Raw genomic sequence first — 18671 nt, 5'->3', positions numbered from 1 at the left:
GCGACCGCCTCTTGACCGAAATCCGCCCCGATTGCCGTGAGGACGCGTCGGTGGCGCCTTGCGGTAGCCGATGCTGCCACAGAGGTTGCGCATCCGGCGTGTCGAACTTGAATCGAACACCTGTTCGGCTACTGTGGGGAACGTTCGGCCAGTCAACTTGTCGGTGGGCTTCTCTAGTGTCACCGACAACCGACCGATACCGGTCAGACGAATACCGACTATAGGAGAGACACCATGGCGCAAGCCCCCGACCGCGAGAAGGCTCTCGAACTGGCGATGGCCCAGATCGAAAAGAGCTACGGAAAAGGCTCGGTGATGCGTCTCGGCGACGAGACGCGTCAGCCGATTTCGATCATCCCGACCGGGTCCATCGCACTGGACGTGGCCTTGGGCATCGGCGGGCTGCCCCGCGGCCGGGTCGTGGAGATCTACGGCCCGGAATCCTCGGGTAAGACCACCGTCGCCCTGCACGCGGTGGCCAACGCCCAGGCCGCCGGCGGCGTCGCCGCCTTCATCGACGCCGAGCACGCCCTGGACCCCGACTACGCCAAGAAGCTCGGGGTGGACACCGATTCCCTGCTGGTCAGCCAGCCCGACACGGGGGAGCAGGCCCTCGAGATCGCCGACATGCTGATCCGCTCCGGCGCCCTGGACATCCTGGTCATCGACTCGGTGGCCGCGCTGGTGCCGCGCGCCGAGCTCGAAGGCGAGATGGGCGACAGCCACGTCGGGCTGCAGGCCCGGCTGATGAGCCAGGCCCTGCGGAAAATGACTGGCGCGCTGAACAATTCGGGCACCACCGCGATCTTCATCAACCAGCTGCGCGAGAAGATCGGCGTGATGTTCGGCAGCCCCGAAACCACCACGGGTGGAAAGGCTTTGAAGTTCTACGCGTCGGTGCGCATGGACGTGCGCCGGATCGAGACGCTCAAGGACGGCACCAACGCGGTCGGTAACCGCACCCGGGTCAAGATCGTCAAGAACAAGGTGGCGCCGCCCTTCAAGCAGGCCGAGTTCGACATCCTCTACGGCCACGGGGTCAGCCGGGAAGGCTCGCTGATCGACATGGGTGTGGAGCAGGGCTTCATCCGCAAGTCCGGCTCCTGGTTCACCTATGAGGGCGAGCAGCTCGGCCAGGGCAAAGAGAACGCCCGCACCTTCCTGAAGGAAAACGACGAAGTCGCCAACGAGATCGAGAAGAAGATCAAGGAAAAGCTCGGCATTGGCGCGGTCGTGACCGATGACGACGTCCTGCCCGCCCCCGTCGACTTCTGAGCCCTCCCGCGAAGAGCAGGCACGGGCGCTGTGCCTGCGCCTGCTCACCGCGAGAGCGCGCACCCGGGCCGAGCTGCACGGCCGGCTGGCCAAACGCGGCTATCCCGACGACGTCAGCGAACGGGTGCTCGACCGGCTGGACGCCGTCGGCCTGATCGACGACGCCGACTTCGCCCAGCAGTGGGTGCAGTCCCGCCGGGCGCACGCCGGGAAAAGCAAGCGCGCCTTGGCCGCCGAGCTGCACACCAAGGGTGTCGACAACGACGTGATCACCGCGGCGCTGGCCGGGATCGACGCCGGCGCCGAGCGGGACCGGGCGGAACAGTTGGTCCGGTCCAAGCTGCGCCGCGAGACGCTGAACGACGACGACGCGCGGGTGACCCGCAGGCTGGTGGGGATGCTGGCGCGGCGGGGTTACAGCCAGAACATGGCGTGCGAGGTGGTGTTCGCCGAGTTGGCCGCCGAGCGGGAGCGCCGCCGGGTCTAGGCCGGTGACGTGCGGTTTCTCACGCGCCGACCGGTCGCCGTACCATGGCCCCGTGACTTCGATGGTGCGAGAGACCGTGGCGGCGGACACCGCGCCGGCGCGCACCTACCAGGTCCGCACCTACGGCTGCCAGATGAACGTCCACGACTCGGAGCGGTTGGCGGGTCTGCTGGAAGCGGCCGGGTACCGGCGTGCGCCCGAGGGCGCCGACGCCGACGTGGTGGTGTTCAACACCTGCGCCGTGCGCGAGAACGCCGACAACAAGCTGTACGGCAACCTCAGCCACCTCGCGCCGCGCAAGCGCGGCAATCCCGAGATGCAGATCGCCGTCGGCGGTTGCCTGGCCCAAAAGGACCGGGACGCGTTGCTGCACAAGGCGCCCTGGGTCGACGTCATCTTCGGCACCCACAACATCGGGTCGCTGCCCACGCTGCTGGAGCGCGCCCGGCACAACAAGGTCGCCCAGGTGGAAATCGCCGAGGCGCTGCAGGAGTTTCCGTCGTCGCTGCCCAGCGCACGCGAATCCGCTTACGCCGCTTGGGTTTCCATCTCAGTCGGGTGCAACAACAGCTGCACGTTCTGCATCGTCCCGTCGCTGCGCGGCAAAGAGGTCGACCGCAGCCCCGACGACATCCTGGCCGAGGTCGCCTCGCTGGCCGACGACGGCGTGCTCGAGGTCACGCTGCTCGGGCAGAACGTCAACGCCTACGGGGTGTCCTTCGCCGACCCGGCCCTGCCCCGCGACCGCGGCGCCTTCGCCCGCCTGCTGCGAGCCTGCGGCGACATCGACGGCCTGGAGCGGGTGCGGTTCACCTCGCCGCATCCGGCGGAATTCACCGACGACGTCATCGAGGCCATGGCGCAGACGCCGAATGTCTGCCCCGCCCTGCACATGCCGCTGCAGTCCGGGTCCGACCGGGTGCTGCGCGCGATGCGACGGTCCTACCGCGCCGAGCGCTACCTCGGGATCATCGACCGCGTCCGGACCGCCATGCCGCACGCCGCGATCACCACCGACCTGATCGTCGGGTTCCCCGGTGAGACCGAAGAGGACTTCGCCGCCACGCTGGACGTGGTACGCCAGGCCCGGTTCTCGGCCGCGTTCACCTTCCAGTACTCCAAGCGGCCCGGTACCCCGGCCGCTGAGCTCGACGGGCAGATCCCGAAAGCCGTTGTGCAGGAACGCTATGACCGGCTGATCGAGCTGCAGGAGGGGATCTCGCTGGAGGGCAACCGGGCCCTGATCGGCCAGACCGTCGAATTGTTGGTCGCCACCGGCGAAGGGCGCAAGGACAGCCGCACCGCCCGCATGACCGGGCGGGCCCGGGACGGCCGGCTGGTGCACTTTGCCGTCGACACCCCCGGGGACGTCAGGCCCGGCGACATCATCACCACGGTGATCACCGGGGCCGCACCCCACCACCTCATCGCCGACGCGGGCGTCGTCACGCATCGCCGCACCCGGGCGGGTGACGCGCAGGCCGCCGGGCAGCGCCCTCGCGGTATCGGCCTTGGCATGCCCGCCGTCGGGCCGCCCGCCGGCCCGGCCGAACCCCTTGGATGTGCGCTGTGAAAAAAGAGACGAACAACGACGACGTACAACTCGGCGCCCTGCGGAGCGAGATCGAGGCCGCCGAACGCCGTGTGGCCCGCGGAATCGACCCCGGCCCGCGGGCCTTCTTCGTGTCGATCCTGGTGTTCGTGCTGCTGGCGTCGTTCGTTTTGCCGCACACCGGTGACGTGCGCGGCTGGGACGTGTTGTTCGGCAGCCACGGTGCCGGCGCGGCCGCCGTCGGCCTGCCGTCGCGGGTGTTCGCCTGGCTGGCGCTGGTGTTCGGTGTGGGCTTCTCGATGCTGGCGCTGGTGACGCGGCGCTGGGCGCTGGCCTGGGTTGCGTTGGCGGGCACGGCCATCGCGGGCGCCGCGGGCATGCTGGCGATCTGGTCGCGTCAGACCGTGGCCGCGGGGCACCCGGGGCCGGGCTGGGGCCTGATCATCGCCTGGCTCACCGTGCTGGTGCTCACCTACCACTGGGCCCGCGTGGTCTGGTCGCGCACCATCGTGCAGCTTGCCGCCGAGGAGCAGCGGCGCCGCGTCGCGGCGGCGCAGCAGTCGGTCACCCTGCTGGACAGCCTGGACGATCCGGCCACGCCCACCACCGCGGAGACCCGCGACGACCCAGGGACAACGGGGTCTGACGGGCGCTAGGGCTTGCGGGTCAGCGCCTCAACGGCCGCCTGCGCCCACTGTCGCCACTGCTCGGCGTTGGCCTTGGCCTCTTCGGCTTCCTTGGTGCGGCCCGCCGCCGCGGCCTTCTGCGCCTGCTGTTCGTATTGCTCGGCGCGGGCCTGGAACTGCTCGGCCCGGGCCTGCGCCTGCGGGTCCGACCAGCCCGTGTCGCCGGCGTCGCGCACTTTTTTCTCGACCGCGCGCAGCCGGCGCTCCAACTCGGCGGACCGCTCCCGCGGAACCTTGCCGATCGCGTCCCACTTGTCGGTGATCGTGCGCAGCGCCGCGCGGGCGGCGTCGTGGTTGCTGGTGTCCAGCTTCTCCGCCTCGGCCAGCAGCGCCTCTTTGGCGGTCGCGTTGGCCCGGAACTCCGCGTCCTTCTCCGCCGTCACCGCGTTGCGGGCGGCGAAGAACACGTCCTGGGCCGCCTTGAAACGCCGCCACAGGGCGTCGTCGACCTCCCGGGTCGCCCGGCCGGCCGTCTTCCACTCGGTGAGCAGCTTGCGGAATTCGGCGCTGGTGGCGGCCCAGTCGGTCGAGTCGGACAGCGCTTCGGCCCGCTCGCACAGCCGTTCCTTGGCCTGGCGAATCCCCGAGCGCTCCCGGTCCAGCTCCGCGAAGTGCGCTCCCCGCCGCCGGTTGAAGGCCTCCCGGGCCGCGGAGTAGCGCTTCCACAGCGCGTCGTCGACCTTGCGGTCCACCCCGCTGATCGTCTTCCACTCGTCGAGGATCGCGCGGAACCTGTCACCGGCCGCCTTCCACTGCGTCGAGTTGGCGGCCAACTCCTCGGCCTCCGCGGCCAGCGCCTCCTTGCGGGCGGTCTGGGCGGCGCGATGCTCCTCGCGCCGGGAGCGCTCCGCGGCGACGGCCGCTTCGGCGTGCTCGGCGATGGTGGTCAAGCGTCCCGCCAGCGCATCGACATCGCCCAGCACGGCCGCCGTCGGCAGCGACTCGGCCAGCTCGGCCGCGTGCGCCTTGATCTTGCGCGCGTCACCGGACCCGGAGGTCAGGCGCTCCTCCATCAGGGTGACCTCGGTGGCCAGGTCGTCGAAGCGCCGGCCAAAGTGGGCGAACGCCGCGTCGCGATCGCCGGCCTGCCAGGAGCCGACGATGCGCTCCCCGGCGGAGCTGATCAGCCACACCGTGCCGTCGTCGTCCACGCGCCCGAACCGGTGCGGATTGCTGGGCGGCGGCACCACCAGCGGGTGCGCGGTGGGGGGCCGCGGTGTCGGCCGGGGACCGGGCCGCGGTCCCGGACGCGGCGCGGGCCGAGCTGAATCGTCGCGAGGCTCGTCAGCCGTCATGCGCTCGTCACTACCCTTTCACAACCCTTCCGCGCGGTCCGTGCCCCGCGCGCCTGCCGCGCGTAGCGGCACCGTCTCCTGCCTCTGCTGGATGCCCCGGGCAGGGTTCTTCCAACAGCTGCTTAACCAGTATTCAAGCAGCTTGCTCCGGCATGCGCCGCCACCTTGCCATTCCGACCAACCCGGCGCCCGCGCGGCACCCCGCGCCGTCTCCGCGTCGGCGGGTACCGTCGTGCTAATCGCGTCACCGCATCGGAGTTCGTCGAACCCTGGTGAGCGTTATCTTCGGCTCTCGTCGGGGTCGCACGTCGATGGGAGGTCACCATCGCCAAGGTGGATATTGCTGCGCTCCTCGCGGTGATCGCCGCGCTGATGTCGGGCGTCGGCGACGTGATCCGGCAGCGCTCGGCGCAGGAGATCACCGACCAACAGGTGGGCCACCTCGAGCTGTTGCGAATGTCGTTGCGCGACGTCCGGTGGTGGCTGGGCGGGATCGCGGCGGTGGCCAGCTTCACGCTGCAGGCGGTGGCGCTGAGCCTTGGTTCGGTGGTGCTGGTGCAGGCCCTGCAGGTGACCGCGCTGCTCTTCGCCCTGCCGGTGTATGCCTGGCTGACCAGGCACCGATTGAGCCGGCGGGAGTGGGTGTGGGCGGTCCTGCTGGCGGGCGCGGTGGCGGTCTTCGTCATCGTCGGCGAGCCGGCCGCCGGTTACCAGCGGGCGTCGCTGGATTCCTGGGCGGTGGTCGCGATGGTGATCGGCCCGGCGATGGCGTTCTGCGTGCTGGGCGCGCGCCTCTGGTCGGGCCCGCTGGCCGCGGTGCTGCTGGCGCTGGTGTCGGCGTCGTCGTGGGCGTTGTTCGCTGTGCTGACCAAGGCGGTCGTCGACGTGCTGCCGGACGGGCCGGGGGCCCTCCTGCGCGCCCCGGAACTGTACGGCTGGTTGCTGGTCGCGGTGCTGGGGACGATCTTCCAGCAGTCGGCGTTTCGGGCCAGCGCGCTCACCGCGTCGTTGCCGACGATGACGGTGGCCGAGCCGCTGGTCGCCTCGGTGCTGGGCGTCACCGTGCTCGGTGAGACGCTCGGCGCCAAGGGCCCCGCGGTCATCGTCTTGGTCGCCGCGGTGGTGGTGGTCGTCGTCGCGACCACCGCCCTGGCCCGCGGAGAGGCCGCATCCCTGAACGCGGCCGACGACGCGCCGGACCATCAAAGCGATGTTGTGACGCTGATCCCATCGCGCGCGGCGGGCGAGGCGTGAAAAGGGCTGGCAGCGAACGGCCTTAGTTGTCGCGCGCCCCTGCCTGTGTAGTTCTCTTAGAGTTATCCCACGCGTTACATAGATTGCTGAAGTACTAGTTGAACGGTTACCTGCGGCGCAGTTAGCAACGTGTGGAACGTCATAAATTTGTAGTTGAACTGAACGCAAATTGTGCGTGTATTTGCCTGCGCCTCGGGGAAAGCTTGGTCGAACGGTCGTGAGGCGGAGGGGTCGAAAATGTCGAAAGTTGATGTCGCAGCGTTACTAGCCTTGTGCGCGGCGCTGGCATCGGCGGTCGGCGACGTCGTCCGGCAGCGCTCCGCGCACGAGGTCACCGACAAGCAGGTCGGCCACCTCGAGCTGTTCCGCATGTCGCTCCGGGACACCCGGTGGTGGCTGGGCGGCCTGGCCGCGATCACCAACTACAGCCTGCAGGCCGCCGCCCTGGCGTGGGGCTCGGTCGTCATGGTGACCTCGCTGCAGGTCACGGCGCTGCTGTTCGCGCTGCCCATCTACGCTCGGCTCGCCGGTCACCGGGTGAAGGCCCGCGAGTGGATGTGGGCGCTCATCCTGGCCGCCGGGCTGGCGGTCGTCATCATCGTCGGCGACCCGACGGCCGGGGAACAGCGCGGGCTGCTGCAGACCTGGCTCATCGTCGCCATGGTCATGATCCCGCTGCTGGTGGCCTGCGTGGTGGCGGCGCGGCGCTGGTCCGGCAGACCCTTCTCGGCCGTGCTGCTCGCGGTGGTGGCGGGTTCCTCGCTGGCGCTGTTCGCGGTGCTGACCAAGGGCGTCGTCGAGATGTCAGAGAACGGGCCGATGGCCGTGCTGACGTCGCCGGAGTTCGTGCCCTGGCTGCTGGCGGCCCTCGCCGGGATGATCTTCCAGCAGTCGGCTTTCCGCGCCGGCGGGCTGACCGCGTCGCTGCCGACCATGACGGTGGCCAAGCCGGTGGTCGCCGGCCTGCTCGGGGTTCTGGTGCTGGGCGAGACGATGAACACCAGCGGCCCTAGGGCGTTCGTGCTGATCGGGGCGGTGGCCGTGGTCATCATCGCGACGATCGCGCTGGCGCGCGGCGAAGCGGCCACCATCGACCAGGCCGAGCGGGGGTCAGGTGGTGCCCCGCGAGAAATCCAGACCCGAGAGATGACCGAAGACAACGACTTCGGTCCCTTCAGTAACCGTCTGGTCGTGGCGGACAGCTTCCGCCGGTGACGTCAGATCCCGGCACGCCGCACTAGTGCCGGGCCGCCGCGTTAGTTTGGTGGCGTGCTGAGCGCCATTGCGATCGTCCCGTCGGCGCCGGTCCTTGTCCCCGAACTCGCCGGGACGGCCGTCGCCGAATTGGCCGACCTGGCCGCGGCGACGCTTGCCGCGGCCGCGCTGCTACCGGACCGCTGGGTGGCGATCGGGGCGGGACTCGACGACGACGTGCTGGGTCCCGACGCGGTGGGCACCTTCGCGGGCTTCGGTGCGGACGTCCGCGTCCGGCTCTCCCCGCAGGCCGACGAGGCGGCCCCGTCGGCGGCACTGCCGATCTGCGCGCTGCTGGCCGGGTGGGTGCGCGGCCAGGCGCAGCCGCACGCCAGCGCGCAGGTCCGCGTCTACCGCGCCGACCACGACGCCGACACCGCGCTGACCCAGGGCAGACACCTGCGCGCCGAGATCGACCGGCTGGCCGAGCCGGTCGGGGTGCTGGTCGTCGCCGACGGCGCGAACACGCTGACACCGGCCGCCCCCGGCGGATACGACCCGGACAACGCCGAAGCCCAGCAGGCCTTGGACGACGCGCTGGCCGGCGGCGACATCGCCGCGCTGCGCCGCCTGCCGCAGCAGATCCACGGCCGAGTCGCATTTCAGGTGCTGGCCGGCCTGGCCGAGCCCGGGCCCCGATCGGCCAAGGAGCTGTACCGCGGAGCGCCCTACGGGGTGGGCTACTTCGCCGGTGCCTGGCAGCCGTGACGGCCGCCGTGCGCCCGTTGGCGATCATCGGCCCCACCGGCACCGGCAAGTCGCAGTTGGCCCTCGACTTCGCGGAACGGGTCGAGCGGCTCGGCGTCCGCGCCGAGATCGTCAACGCCGACGCGATGCAGCTCTACCGCGGCATGGATATCGGCACCGCCAAGCTGCCCGTCGGCGCCCGCCGCGGCATCCCGCATCACCAGCTCGACGTCCTCGACGTCACCGAGACCGCGACCGTCGCGCGCTATCAGGGCGCCGCCGCGGCCGACGTCGAAGCGATCGCGGACCGGGGCGCGGTGCCGATCATCGTGGGCGGCTCCATGCTCTACATCCAGTCGCTGCTCGACGACTGGTCGTTTCCGGCCACCGATCCCACGGTGCGCGCGCGCTGGGAACAGCGGCTCGCCGAGTGCGGGGTCGGCGAACTGCACGCCGAGCTGGCCCGCCGCGATCCCGCCGCGGCCGCGTCCATCCTGCCCACCGACGCCCGGCGCACGGTGCGGGCCCTGGAAGTCGTCGAGCTGACCGGTCAGCCGTTCGCGGCCTCCGCGCCGCGGATCGGTGCCCCCAGATGGGACACCGCCATTGTCGGACTGGACTGCGACACGACGCTTCTTGACGAGCGGCTGGCCCGGCGCACCGACGCCATGTTCGACATGGGTCTGGTCGGCGAGGTGATCGCGCTGCTGGACAGGGGTCTGCGCGACGGGGTCACCGCGTCGCGTGCGCTGGGCTACGCGCAGGTGCTGACGGCGCTGGACGAAAGCGGTCCGGCGGGCCCGGGCGCCGATCAACTGCGGGACGCGCGCGAGCAGACCTTCGTCGGCACCCGGCGCTACGTCCGGCGCCAGCGATCCTGGTTCCGCCGAGATCACCGGGTGCAATGGCTCGACGTCGGCGCCGCGACCCCGGCCGCGGGCGGCGCGGTCGTCGACGCCACCGTGCGGGCCTGGCGCCAAGTACCCTGAACAGGTGATCCGCGCCGACGACGATGATGTTGGCGCAGCCAGGATCGAGGAGTGGCGCACATGATCTTCGCCAAGGGCCACGGCACCCAGAACGACTTCGTGGTGCTGCCGGACCCGCAGGCCGAGCTGAGCCTCACCGAGGCACGGGTGGCCGCGCTGTGCGACCGGCGCCGCGGGCTGGGCGCCGACGGGGTGCTGCGGGTCACCACCGCCAGCGCGGCGCTGGCGGCCGGCGTGCTCGAACGGGTGCCCGACGGCGTGGGCCCCGACGACTGGTACATGGACTACCGCAACGCCGACGGGTCCGTCGCCCAGATGTGCGGCAACGGCGTGCGGGTCTTCGCGCACTACCTGCGCGTCAGCGGCCTGGAATCCCGCGACCAATTCGTGGTCGGATCGCTGGCCGGTCCGCGGCCGGTCGCGGTGCATCGCGCCGACGCGACCACCGCCGACATCAGCGTCGACATGGGCAAGGGCAACACGCTGGGACCCGGCGACGCGGTCGTGGGCGGCCGGCGGTTCTCCGGCCTGGCGGTCGACGTGGGCAATCCGCACCTGGCCTGTGTCGACCCACAACTGACGGCCGACGCGCTGGCCGCGCTGGACGTGGCCGCGCCGGTGAGCTTCGATGCCGCCCAGTTTCCGGACGGGGTGAACGTCGAGATCGTCACCGCACCGGCCGACGGGACGGTGCACATGCGCGTGCACGAGCGCGGAGTCGGCGAGACGCGCTCGTGTGGCACCGGAACCGTCGCGGCCGCGGTGGCCGCGCTGGCTAGTGCCGGTGCGACCACCGGCGCCCTGACCGTTCGCGTGCCCGGCGGCGAGGTCGTCGTCACCATCACCGACGCCACCAGCTTCCTGCGAGGACCGTCCGTACTGGTAGCCCAAGGAGAACTCAGCGAGGAATGGTGGCGCGCACAGCAACGTTAATTCAGGTGCACGACGCCGTTTTCGCGTGCATCATCGTTTATTGCCTATGACAGAACCAGAATTTCGTGATCACGCTCCGGCAATCCCGGAGCCCAGCACGGGCGAACTCGCCCTCGAAGATCGGTCGGCGCTGCGCCGTGTCGCCGGCCTGTCGACCGAACTCACCGACATCTCCGAAGTCGAATACCGCCAGCTCCGGCTCGAGCGGGTCGTCCTGGTGGGTGTGTGGACCGACGGCACCGCCGCGGACAGCGAGGCCAGCATGGCCGAGCTGGCCGCCCTGGCCGAGACCGCCGGCTCCGAGGTGCTCGAAGGGCTGATCCAGCGCCGCGACAAGCCCGATCCGTCGACCTACATCGGCTCGGGCAAGGCGCAGGAACTGCGGGAGGTGGTGCTGGCGACCGGAGCCGACACCGTCATCTGCGACGGTGAGCTGTCCCCGGCGCAGCTGACCGCCCTGGAAAAGGCCGTCAAGGTCAAGGTCATCGACCGCACCGCGCTGATCCTGGACATCTTCGCCCAGCACGCCACCAGCCGGGAGGGCAAGGCGCAGGTCGCGCTGGCCCAGATGGAATACATGCTGCCGCGGCTGCGCGGCTGGGGTGAATCGATGTCCCGGCAGGCCGGTGGCCGGGCCGGCGGCAGCGGGGGAGGCGTGGGCCTGCGCGGTCCGGGTGAAACCAAGATCGAGACCGACCGGCGGCGCATCCGCGAGCGGATGGCGAAGCTGCGCCGCGAGATCAAAGACATGAAGCAGGTCCGCGACACCCAGCGCAGCCGGCGGGTGCACAGCGACCTTCCCGCGATCGCCATCGTCGGCTATACCAACGCCGGCAAGTCGAGCCTGCTCAACGCGCTGACCGGTGCCGGGGTGCTGGTACAGGACGCCTTGTTCGCCACGCTGGAGCCCACCACCCGGCGCGCCGAGTTCGAGGACGGCCGTCCGTTCGTGCTCACCGACACCGTCGGATTCGTCCGGCACCTGCCCACCCAGCTGGTCGAGGCCTTCCGCTCCACGCTGGAAGAGGTCGTCGACGCCGATCTGCTGGTGCACGTCGTCGACGGTTCCGACGTCAACCCGCTGGCGCAGATCAACGCGGTCCGCCAGGTCATCTCCGAAGTCGTCGCCGACTACCGGACCCACCACGACGGCGCCGCGCCGCCGGAGCTGGTGGTGGTGAACAAGGTCGACGCCGCAAGCGATCTGACGCTGGCCAAGCTTCGTCACGCCCTGCCGGGCGCCATGTTCGTGTCCGCGCGCACCGGCGACGGCATCGACGCCCTGCGCCGCCGGATCGCCGAGCTCGCCGTCCCGGCCGACACCGCCGTCGACGTGGTGATCCCGTATCACCGCGGCGACCTGGTGGCCCGCATGCACGCCGACGGGCGCGTCCAGCAGGAGGAGCACAACGCCGAGGGCACCCGCATCCGGGCCCGGGTCCCGGTGTCGCTGGCCGGCCGGCTGCGCGAGTTCTCGGCCGACTGACCGCGCGTCCGCCCCGGGTATCTCGGGCGATCCGTGCAGCGCAGGCCCCGTCCCACCCCCTCGAGGCGAGGGTAGGCGACCCCGCCGTCTGCCTACCAACCGTCCGGTTGGTATATCTTGGGCTGCAGAATCCCCAGTCGCCGGAGGTCTTTCCATGAGCAGCGCCATCAAATACCAGCGCACGCTTTTCGAGCCAGAGCACGACCTGTTCCGTGAGTCCTACCGGGGCTTCCTGGAGCGCCACGTCGCGCCCTATCACGACGAGTGGGAGAAGGCGAAGATCGTCGACCGCGGTGTGTGGCTCGAGGCCGGCAAGCAAGGCTTCCTCGGCATGGCGGTGCCCGAAGAGTACGGCGGCGGCGGAAACCCGGACTTCCGGTACAACACGATCATCACCGAGGAGACCACCGCCGGCCGCTACAGCGGCATCGGTTTCGGCCTGCACAACGACATCGTCGCGCCGTACCTGCTGGCCTTGGCGACCGAGGAGCAGAAGCAGCGCTGGCTGCCGAAATTCTGCACCGGAGAGCTGATTACGGCGATCGCGATGACCGAGCCGGGCACCGGTAGCGACCTGCAGGGCATCAAGACCCGTGCGGTCAAGCAGGACGACCACTACGTGCTCAACGGCTCAAAGACGTTCATCACCAATGGAATCAACTCCGATCTGGTGATCGTGGTCGCGCAGACCGACCCGGAAAAGGGCGCCCAGGGCTTCTCGCTGCTCGCCGTCGAACGCGGCATGGAGGGCTTCGAGCGCGGTCGTCACCTGGACAAGATCGGGCTGGACGCCCAGGACACCGCCGAACTGTCCTTCACCGACGTCAAGGTGCCCGCCGAAAACCTGCTGGGCCAGGAGGGCATGGGATTCATCTACCTCATGCAGAACCTGCCGCAGGAACGCATCTCGATCGCCATCATGGCGGCCGCGGCCATGGAGCAGGTCCTGGAGCAGACCCTGGAATACACCAAGGAGCGCAAGGCATTTGGGAAGCCGATCGGCAGCTTCCAGAACAGCCGCTTCGTGCTCGCCGAGCTGGCGACGGAGGCGACCGTGGTCCGCATGATGGTCGACGAATTCGTCCGCCTGCACCTGGACCACAAGCTGACCGCCGAACAGGCCGCGATGGCCAAGTGGTACTGCACCGAAAAGCAGGTGCACCTGATCGACCGCTGCCTGCAACTGCACGGTGGTTACGGCTACATGCGCGAATACCCCGTTGCCCGTGCCTATCTGGACGCCCGGGTACAAACCATCTACGGCGGCACGACCGAGATCATGAAGGAAATCATCGGCCGCAGCCTCGGCGTATAGCGTTTCGTTTGCTGGATAGCGGGCGGGAAAAGGGCGCGACGAACATTCGGGCGGTCAACTCGCGCTGCGCTATTGCCGGTGAACTGACCGATGCGTGATCGGTCCGTCGCGGCGGGGTAGAGCGCGCGAATGCCTTCGATGGCTCGCGTACCGTCGGCGCATGTGTTTCCGCTGTGCCGACCGCGTCATCACACGTGGCCAGGCCCATCACCGCGGCGCCGGCGACGGCTCATGCGCCCTGCGCGGGCGTATCCGATGCAATTCCGCTGTGCGAGTCGGCAGTCCGGCGGTGTTAGTCGCTTCCGCGTTCCCGCCGCCTTTCGGTGCGTTATCCGCAACACCGCGCGAACGTTGCCGCAGTGGGTCGCGATTGGGCCGTGGGCAGGCATCATTTCGACATCGGTGTGGTATCCGTTTTTGTAAAATTCGTGATTTGACTTCGCATTTCTTGTTGGCTGGAGCAAAGTTGTGCGAGCCCGGCGATAAGGCCGATCGTGCGTGGGTCGATTTTCCGCGCAAGAACCGCTCACTCGCCGGTTATGCAGGTAAGGGCATAGCCGCAGATAGAGCCATATCCGCCGGCTGGGAGGCTTGGTGAAGGTGCAGAGAGGTCACATGCGCAACCTGATCGGGAGCGCGCTGGTCAGCTTGACGACCACAGCACTGGCCGCCGTGTTGCTGGCCCCCACCGCGGTAGCGAGTCCGATTGGTGACGCCGAGGCGGCGATGATGGCCGCATGGGACAAGGCCGGCGGCGACACCTCACCGCTGGGCGCCCGCAAGGGCGATGTGTACCCCGTCGGGGACGGTTTCGTCCTGGACTTCGACGGCGGCAAGATGTTCTTCACCCCGGCCACCGGGGCCAAATTCGCCTACGGGCCCGTATTGGACAAGTACGAGCAGCTCGGCGGGCCGGCCGGCAGCGATCTGGGCTTCCCGGCCATCAACGAGGTGCCCGGTTTGTCCGGCCCGGACAGCCGGGTGATCACGTTCTCGGCCAGCGACAAGCCGGTGATCTTCTGGACGCCCGAGCACGGCCCGTTCGTGGTGCGCGGCGCCCTGAACACCGCATGGGACAAGCTGGGCAGCTCGGGCGGCGTTCTCGGCGTGCCGGTGGGTGACGAGACCTACAACGGCGAGGTGTCCTCGCAGAAGTTCAGCGGCGGGCAGGTCTCGTGGAACCGGCAGACGAAGCAGTTCACCACCGAACCGCCCGCGCTGGCCGACCAGTTGAAGGGCCTGCAGGTGGCGATCGATCCCACCGCCGCGATCAACACGGCCTGGCGCGCGGCCGGCGGACCCACGGGACCCTTGGGCGCCAAGCAGGGCGGGCAATATCCCGTCGGCGGTGACGGAATCGCCCAGAACTTCGCCGGTGGCAAGGTCTTCTTCACCCCGGCCACCGGCGCAAACGCCGTCGAGAGCGACATTCTCGCCAAATACGAGTCGCTGGGCGGACCTGTCGGCAGCGACTTGGGATTCCCCACCACCAACGAAACCGACGGCGGCATCGGTCCTTCCAGCCGCATCGTCACCTTCTCGGCGGCCGACAAGCCGGTCATCTTCTGGACGTCCGACCGCGGCGCGTTCGTCGTGCGCGGGGCGATGAAGGCCGCGTGGGACAAGCTGCGCGCCCCCGCCGGCAAACTCGGCGCACCCGTCGGTGACCAGGCCGTCAACGGCGACGTGATTTCGCAGCAGTTCACCGGCGGCAAGATCTCGTGGAACCGCGCGAAGAACACGTTCAGCACGGAACCGGCCAACCTGGCGCCGCTGCTGTCCGGGCTGCAGGTGTCCGGTCAGAACCAGCCGAGCAATTCGGCCATGCCGGCGCACCCGAACAAGTTCACCTGGCACTGGTGGTGGCTGATGGTCGCCATTCCGGTGCTCGCGTCGCTCGTGCTGCTGGTGTGGATGCTGTTCGGCCGGCGCCGGCCCGAGCACGAGGATGGCGCGCACTACGCGCCCGACCACCGCGGCGACTTCGCCTACGACGCCGACGAACGCTGGGGACACGACGAATCCGACCACGACGCCGAGGCGTACGCACTCAGCCCGCCGCGCCAACCCGAACCCGAACCCGGCGCCGGGCGGGTCAGCTGGCAACGCCAGGTTCCCGCCGAAAGCGACTACGGGTTCACCGACGATGACCCCGACGCCGTCGACACCGACTCCATCCCAGTGGTCTCCGACGAGATGCTGTCGGAGGCAGAGTATTCCGACGCCGGAGCCGACTACACCGACTACACCGACGCCGTTCCCGACGTCGCAGAACCCGAGACGGCGGACGACGCCGCCTACGTCGACGCCGAGGACCCTGACGCCGGCTACGCCGAAGAGGTGGATTCGGAGGACGAGTATCCCGACGTCGCCGTTCCGCACACCCCGCCGGACAGCGACGCCGTGAGCGGCGCCCTGGAAGCCGCAGAGCCCGAGGACGAATACGCCGACCTCGCGGCGCCGGAGCCGGACGTCGAGCCCGCGGCGGACACACCGGCGGCAGCGGACGTGGCAGAGGCGGCCGTCGTCGCGGGCGCGGTCGCGGCCGGGACGCAGGCACGAGGCGGTCGCCACGCCGCCGCGGACGCCGCGGACGCGTCGGAGAACGGCCTGGCGGGCCCGGACGGGCGACCCACGATCCACCTGCCGCTCGACGACCCGTACCAGGCGCCCGACGGATACCCGATCAAGGCGAGCGCGCGCTACGGCCTGTATTACACGCCGGGCAGCGACCTGTACAAGGACACGCTCGCCGAAATCTGGCTGTCGAGTGAAGAAGTCGCTCAGGCCAACGGATTCACCCGGGCCGACTGACTCGGCCTGCTGTCGGGTCAGACCTTGCGGATGACCGTGACGACCTTGCCCAGCACGCTCGCGTCGTTGCCGGGGATGGGATCGAACGCCGGATTATGCGGCATCAGCCACACCTGACCGCCGGCGCGTTTGAACGTCTTGACGGTGGCCTCTCCGTCCAGCATCGCCGCGACGATGTCGCCGTTGTCCGCGACGTTCTGCTGACGCACCACCACCCAGTCGCCGTCACAGATCGCGGCCTCGACCATCGAGTCGCCGACCACCCTGAGCAGGAAAAGCGTTCCCTCGCCGACCAATTCGCGCGGCAGGGGAAAGACGTCTTCGACGGCCTCTTCGGCGAGGATGGGCCCACCGGCCGCGATGCGCCCGAGCACCGGGACGAACGTGGGCTCCGGCAGGGCGTCCGAGCCGGCCACCTCGGTGGCGGGCACCGTCACGTCGTCGTCGGCCCCGCGGACATCGACGGCCCGCGGGCGGTTGGGGTCGCGGCGCAGAAATCCCTTGCGCTCCAGGGTGCGCAGCTGATGCGCGACCGACGACGTCGACGTCAGACCTACGGCATCGCCGATCTCTCGGATGCTCGGCGGGTAGCCGCGGCTGGTGACCGAGGCGCGGATGACATTCAGAATGGTGCGCTGCCGTTCGGTCAGCGAGGAGGCCACGGAGTGCAGCCGACCGTCGGGGCCGGCCGATGAGATGTCGTTGCTGTCGCCCATGGCAATGAATGTAGCCGCACCGCGAACCAGAATCAAACATGTGTTCGAGTAGCGTGTCGCGCCGCCCGATCGCCCCCGGGATAGGCCCAAAGTCGGGTGAATCACAAATGTGTAACTCTTCGGGATACCGGGTATTTGTGCCTCATGACAGTGGTAGGGGCCGACGAACTTGTCGGTGGTGTGATCTAGCGTTTGCTCGTGCGACACGCTTCGCTCAAATGTTCGGTTTTCGAACATACAAGCGATTAGAGTCGAACACACGAGCGAGAGTTAGTTGACCGGAGGAACGAAGATGACAGTCATCCACACGCCTGCGCCGCGTACCAGCAGTCTTCGGCGCCCGATCAACGGACCCGTCCAGGGCGTTCGCTACGGGCGCGACGGCCTGGCCAGGTCCCGCAGGCCCGCGCCGGCACGGCCGGCGGGTGCGCCGACGCGCTATTACGGCACCGGGGTGGCAATGTCGGTCGCCCCGCACCGCAGGCGCGCCACCACCTGGGCGTCCACCATCGGGTTGGCGCTGGCCGCCGGGGCGATCACGCTGTGGCTGGGTCTCGTCGCGAACGTCGGTCAGGCACTCAACGGCGACTCCACCAGCTCCGCGGCCCACGTTCCGGACCGGCTCGCCGTCGTCCGCGTGGATGCGGGGGAGTCGCTTCAGGACTTTGCCCACCGGGTGGCGCCCGACGCGCCGAGCACCCAGGTCGCCGACCGGATCCGCGAACTCAACGATCTGCACTCGCCCAACCTGATGGCGGGCCAGACCCTGATCGCGCCGGTCGGCTGACAACCGTTGTGCGAGCACGACTCTGGACCGACGGACCCCGGCCGCCAGTGGTGTGTCCGTACGCCCGGCGGCTCCATTAGCCGTGCAGGTCAGCGCGCGGGTACGCTCAAAGTCCAGCGGTACCTTGTCGGCGCGATGAAGGAGCGGTCATGCACTGTCCGTTCTGCCGCCATCCCGACTCCCGGGTGATCGACTCGCGCGAAACCGATGAAGGGCAGGCCATCCGGCGCCGCCGATCCTGTCCCGAGTGCGGACGGCGTTTCACCACCGTGGAGACCGCGGTCCTGGCGGTGGTCAAGCGCAGTGGCGTCACCGAACCGTTCAGCAGGGAGAAGGTCATCAGTGGCGTCCGCCGGGCCTGCCAGGGTCGTCAGGTCGACGACGATGCGCTGAACCTGCTGGCCCAGCAGGTCGAAGACACCGTGCGCGCCGCGGGCTCGCCCGAAATCCCCAGCCACGAGGTGGGCCTTGCCATCCTGGGGCCGCTGCGCGACCTCGACGAGGTGGCCTACTTGCGGTTTGCCTCCGTGTATCGGTCGTTTGAGTCCGCGGACGATTTCGAGCGCGAGATCCAGGCGCTGCGCGATCACCGCGGAGTAGCAACCCCGGGCTGACGGAACCCGACGAGCCGTCCCGGCCTAGGCTCGGTTTCATGCCCCCTGACTTGCATCCCGACCTTGCGGCGCTGGCCCCGCTCCTCGGGACCTGGGCCGGGCGCGGCTCGGGTAAGTATCCGACGATCCCGCCCTTCGACTATCTCGAAGAAGTGGTGTTCGCCCACGTCGGTAAGCCGTTTCTGTCCTACGGGCAGAAGACCAAGGCCGTAGCCGACGGCAAGCCCTTGCACGCCGAAACCGGCTATCTTCGGGTGCCTCAACCGGGTCACGTCGAACTGGTGCTGGCGCATCCCAGCGGCATCACCGAGATCGAGGTCGGCACCTATTCGATCACCGGCGACCTCATCGACATGCGGATGTCGACGACGACGGTCGGGCTGACTCCCAGCGCGAAACAGGTGACGGAGCTTGGGCGTTCCTTCCGCATCGACGGGGACGAGCTCGCCTACACGGTGCAGATGGGTGCGGTCGGGCAACCGCTGCAGGACCACCTCGCCGCGGTGCTGCACCGGCAGCGCTGAACG

General features: G+C 69.4%; 17 protein-coding genes. 15 read left to right on the top strand and 2 right to left on the bottom strand.

Going from position 1 to position 18671, the window contains the following annotated elements:
* Positions 1-234 precede the first annotated feature (234 nt).
* The 4 genes from recA to MTY59_RS25825 all read left to right on the top strand — a co-directional run bounded on the left by recA (position 235) and on the right by MTY59_RS25825 (position 3970).
* The gene (gene recA / locus MTY59_RS25840) at positions 235-1275 is read left to right on the top strand and encodes a recombinase RecA (protein ID WP_221043666.1); all 1041 of its coding nucleotides are present in this window, start codon (positions 235-237) and stop codon (positions 1273-1275) included.
* Complete coding sequence (gene recX / locus MTY59_RS25835) at positions 1241-1762, top strand: recombination regulator RecX (protein WP_221043665.1); 522 nt, start codon at positions 1241-1243, stop codon at positions 1760-1762. Before recA ends, recX begins: the two co-directional genes overlap by 35 nt.
* 61 nt (positions 1763-1823) lie before the next feature.
* Positions 1824-3335, top strand: a complete 1512-nt coding sequence (gene miaB, locus MTY59_RS25830) for a tRNA (N6-isopentenyl adenosine(37)-C2)-methylthiotransferase MiaB (RefSeq protein WP_221046664.1) — start codon at positions 1824-1826, stop codon at positions 3333-3335.
* Positions 3323-3970: an Rv2732c family membrane protein gene (locus MTY59_RS25825; protein WP_221043664.1), complete on the top strand. Its 648-nt coding sequence runs from the start codon at positions 3323-3325 to the stop codon at positions 3968-3970. Before miaB ends, MTY59_RS25825 begins: the two co-directional genes overlap by 13 nt.
* On the opposite strand, the gene MTY59_RS25820 is transcribed toward MTY59_RS25825, so the two are convergent.
* A complete protein-coding gene (locus MTY59_RS25820) occupies positions 3967-5295 on the bottom strand; it encodes a DUF349 domain-containing protein (protein ID WP_221043663.1) in 1329 nt (442 codons plus the stop codon). The genes MTY59_RS25825 and MTY59_RS25820 overlap by 4 nt on opposite strands.
* 324 nt (positions 5296-5619) lie before the next feature.
* On the opposite strand from MTY59_RS25820, the gene MTY59_RS25815 reads away from it, so the two are divergent.
* From MTY59_RS25815 to MTY59_RS25780, 8 genes are all read left to right on the top strand, one after another.
* The gene (locus MTY59_RS25815; RefSeq protein ID WP_221046663.1) at positions 5620-6549 is read left to right on the top strand and encodes a DMT family transporter; all 930 of its coding nucleotides are present in this window, start codon (positions 5620-5622) and stop codon (positions 6547-6549) included.
* Between the two features lie 237 nt (positions 6550-6786).
* On the top strand, positions 6787-7764 hold the full coding sequence (locus MTY59_RS25810) for a DMT family transporter (protein ID WP_221043662.1): 978 nt from the start codon (positions 6787-6789) through the stop codon (positions 7762-7764).
* Between the two features lie 54 nt (positions 7765-7818).
* Positions 7819-8511, top strand: coding sequence for a class III extradiol ring-cleavage dioxygenase family protein (locus MTY59_RS25805; protein ID WP_221043661.1), 693 nt, complete (start codon positions 7819-7821; stop codon positions 8509-8511).
* A gap of 8 nt (positions 8512-8519) precedes the next feature.
* Complete coding sequence (miaA, locus tag MTY59_RS25800; RefSeq protein WP_221046662.1) at positions 8520-9479, top strand: tRNA (adenosine(37)-N6)-dimethylallyltransferase MiaA; 960 nt, start codon at positions 8520-8522, stop codon at positions 9477-9479.
* A gap of 60 nt (positions 9480-9539) precedes the next feature.
* The gene (gene dapF / locus MTY59_RS25795; RefSeq protein ID WP_221043660.1) at positions 9540-10412 is read left to right on the top strand and encodes a diaminopimelate epimerase; all 873 of its coding nucleotides are present in this window, start codon (positions 9540-9542) and stop codon (positions 10410-10412) included.
* Between the two features lie 46 nt (positions 10413-10458).
* Positions 10459-11898, top strand: coding sequence for a GTPase HflX (gene hflX / locus MTY59_RS25790; RefSeq protein ID WP_221043659.1), 1440 nt, complete (start codon positions 10459-10461; stop codon positions 11896-11898).
* Between the two features lie 154 nt (positions 11899-12052).
* Entirely contained in the window at positions 12053-13213 is a 1161-nt protein-coding gene (locus MTY59_RS25785; protein ID WP_221043658.1) for an acyl-CoA dehydrogenase family protein, read from the top strand.
* A gap of 615 nt (positions 13214-13828) precedes the next feature.
* Entirely contained in the window at positions 13829-16027 is a 2199-nt protein-coding gene (locus tag MTY59_RS25780) for a sunset domain-containing protein (protein ID WP_221046661.1), read from the top strand.
* Positions 16028-16044: 17 nt separating this feature from the next.
* On the opposite strand, the gene lexA is transcribed toward MTY59_RS25780, so the two are convergent.
* Positions 16045-16743: a transcriptional repressor LexA gene (lexA, locus tag MTY59_RS25775; RefSeq protein ID WP_221043657.1), complete on the bottom strand. Its 699-nt coding sequence runs from the start codon at positions 16741-16743 to the stop codon at positions 16045-16047.
* A gap of 292 nt (positions 16744-17035) precedes the next feature.
* On the opposite strand from lexA, the gene MTY59_RS25770 reads away from it, so the two are divergent.
* The 3 genes from MTY59_RS25770 to MTY59_RS25760 all read left to right on the top strand — a co-directional run bounded on the left by MTY59_RS25770 (position 17036) and on the right by MTY59_RS25760 (position 18668).
* Positions 17036-17530, top strand: coding sequence for a LysM peptidoglycan-binding domain-containing protein (locus MTY59_RS25770; protein ID WP_221043656.1), 495 nt, complete (start codon positions 17036-17038; stop codon positions 17528-17530).
* A gap of 149 nt (positions 17531-17679) precedes the next feature.
* Positions 17680-18144 carry a transcriptional regulator NrdR gene (gene nrdR / locus MTY59_RS25765; RefSeq protein WP_007774910.1) on the top strand — a complete coding sequence of 155 codons (465 nt, stop codon included), beginning with the start codon at positions 17680-17682 and terminating at the stop codon, positions 18142-18144.
* A gap of 38 nt (positions 18145-18182) precedes the next feature.
* On the top strand, positions 18183-18668 hold the full coding sequence (locus tag MTY59_RS25760) for a peroxynitrite isomerase (RefSeq protein WP_221043655.1): 486 nt from the start codon (positions 18183-18185) through the stop codon (positions 18666-18668).
* The last annotated feature ends 3 nt before the right edge of the window (positions 18669-18671 follow it).

Origin of the sequence: Mycobacterium senriense (assembly GCF_019668465.1) — a bacterium.
Classification (GTDB): domain Bacteria; phylum Actinomycetota; class Actinomycetes; order Mycobacteriales; family Mycobacteriaceae; genus Mycobacterium; species Mycobacterium senriense.
This window is presented reverse-complemented; position numbering and strand designations above follow the sequence as displayed.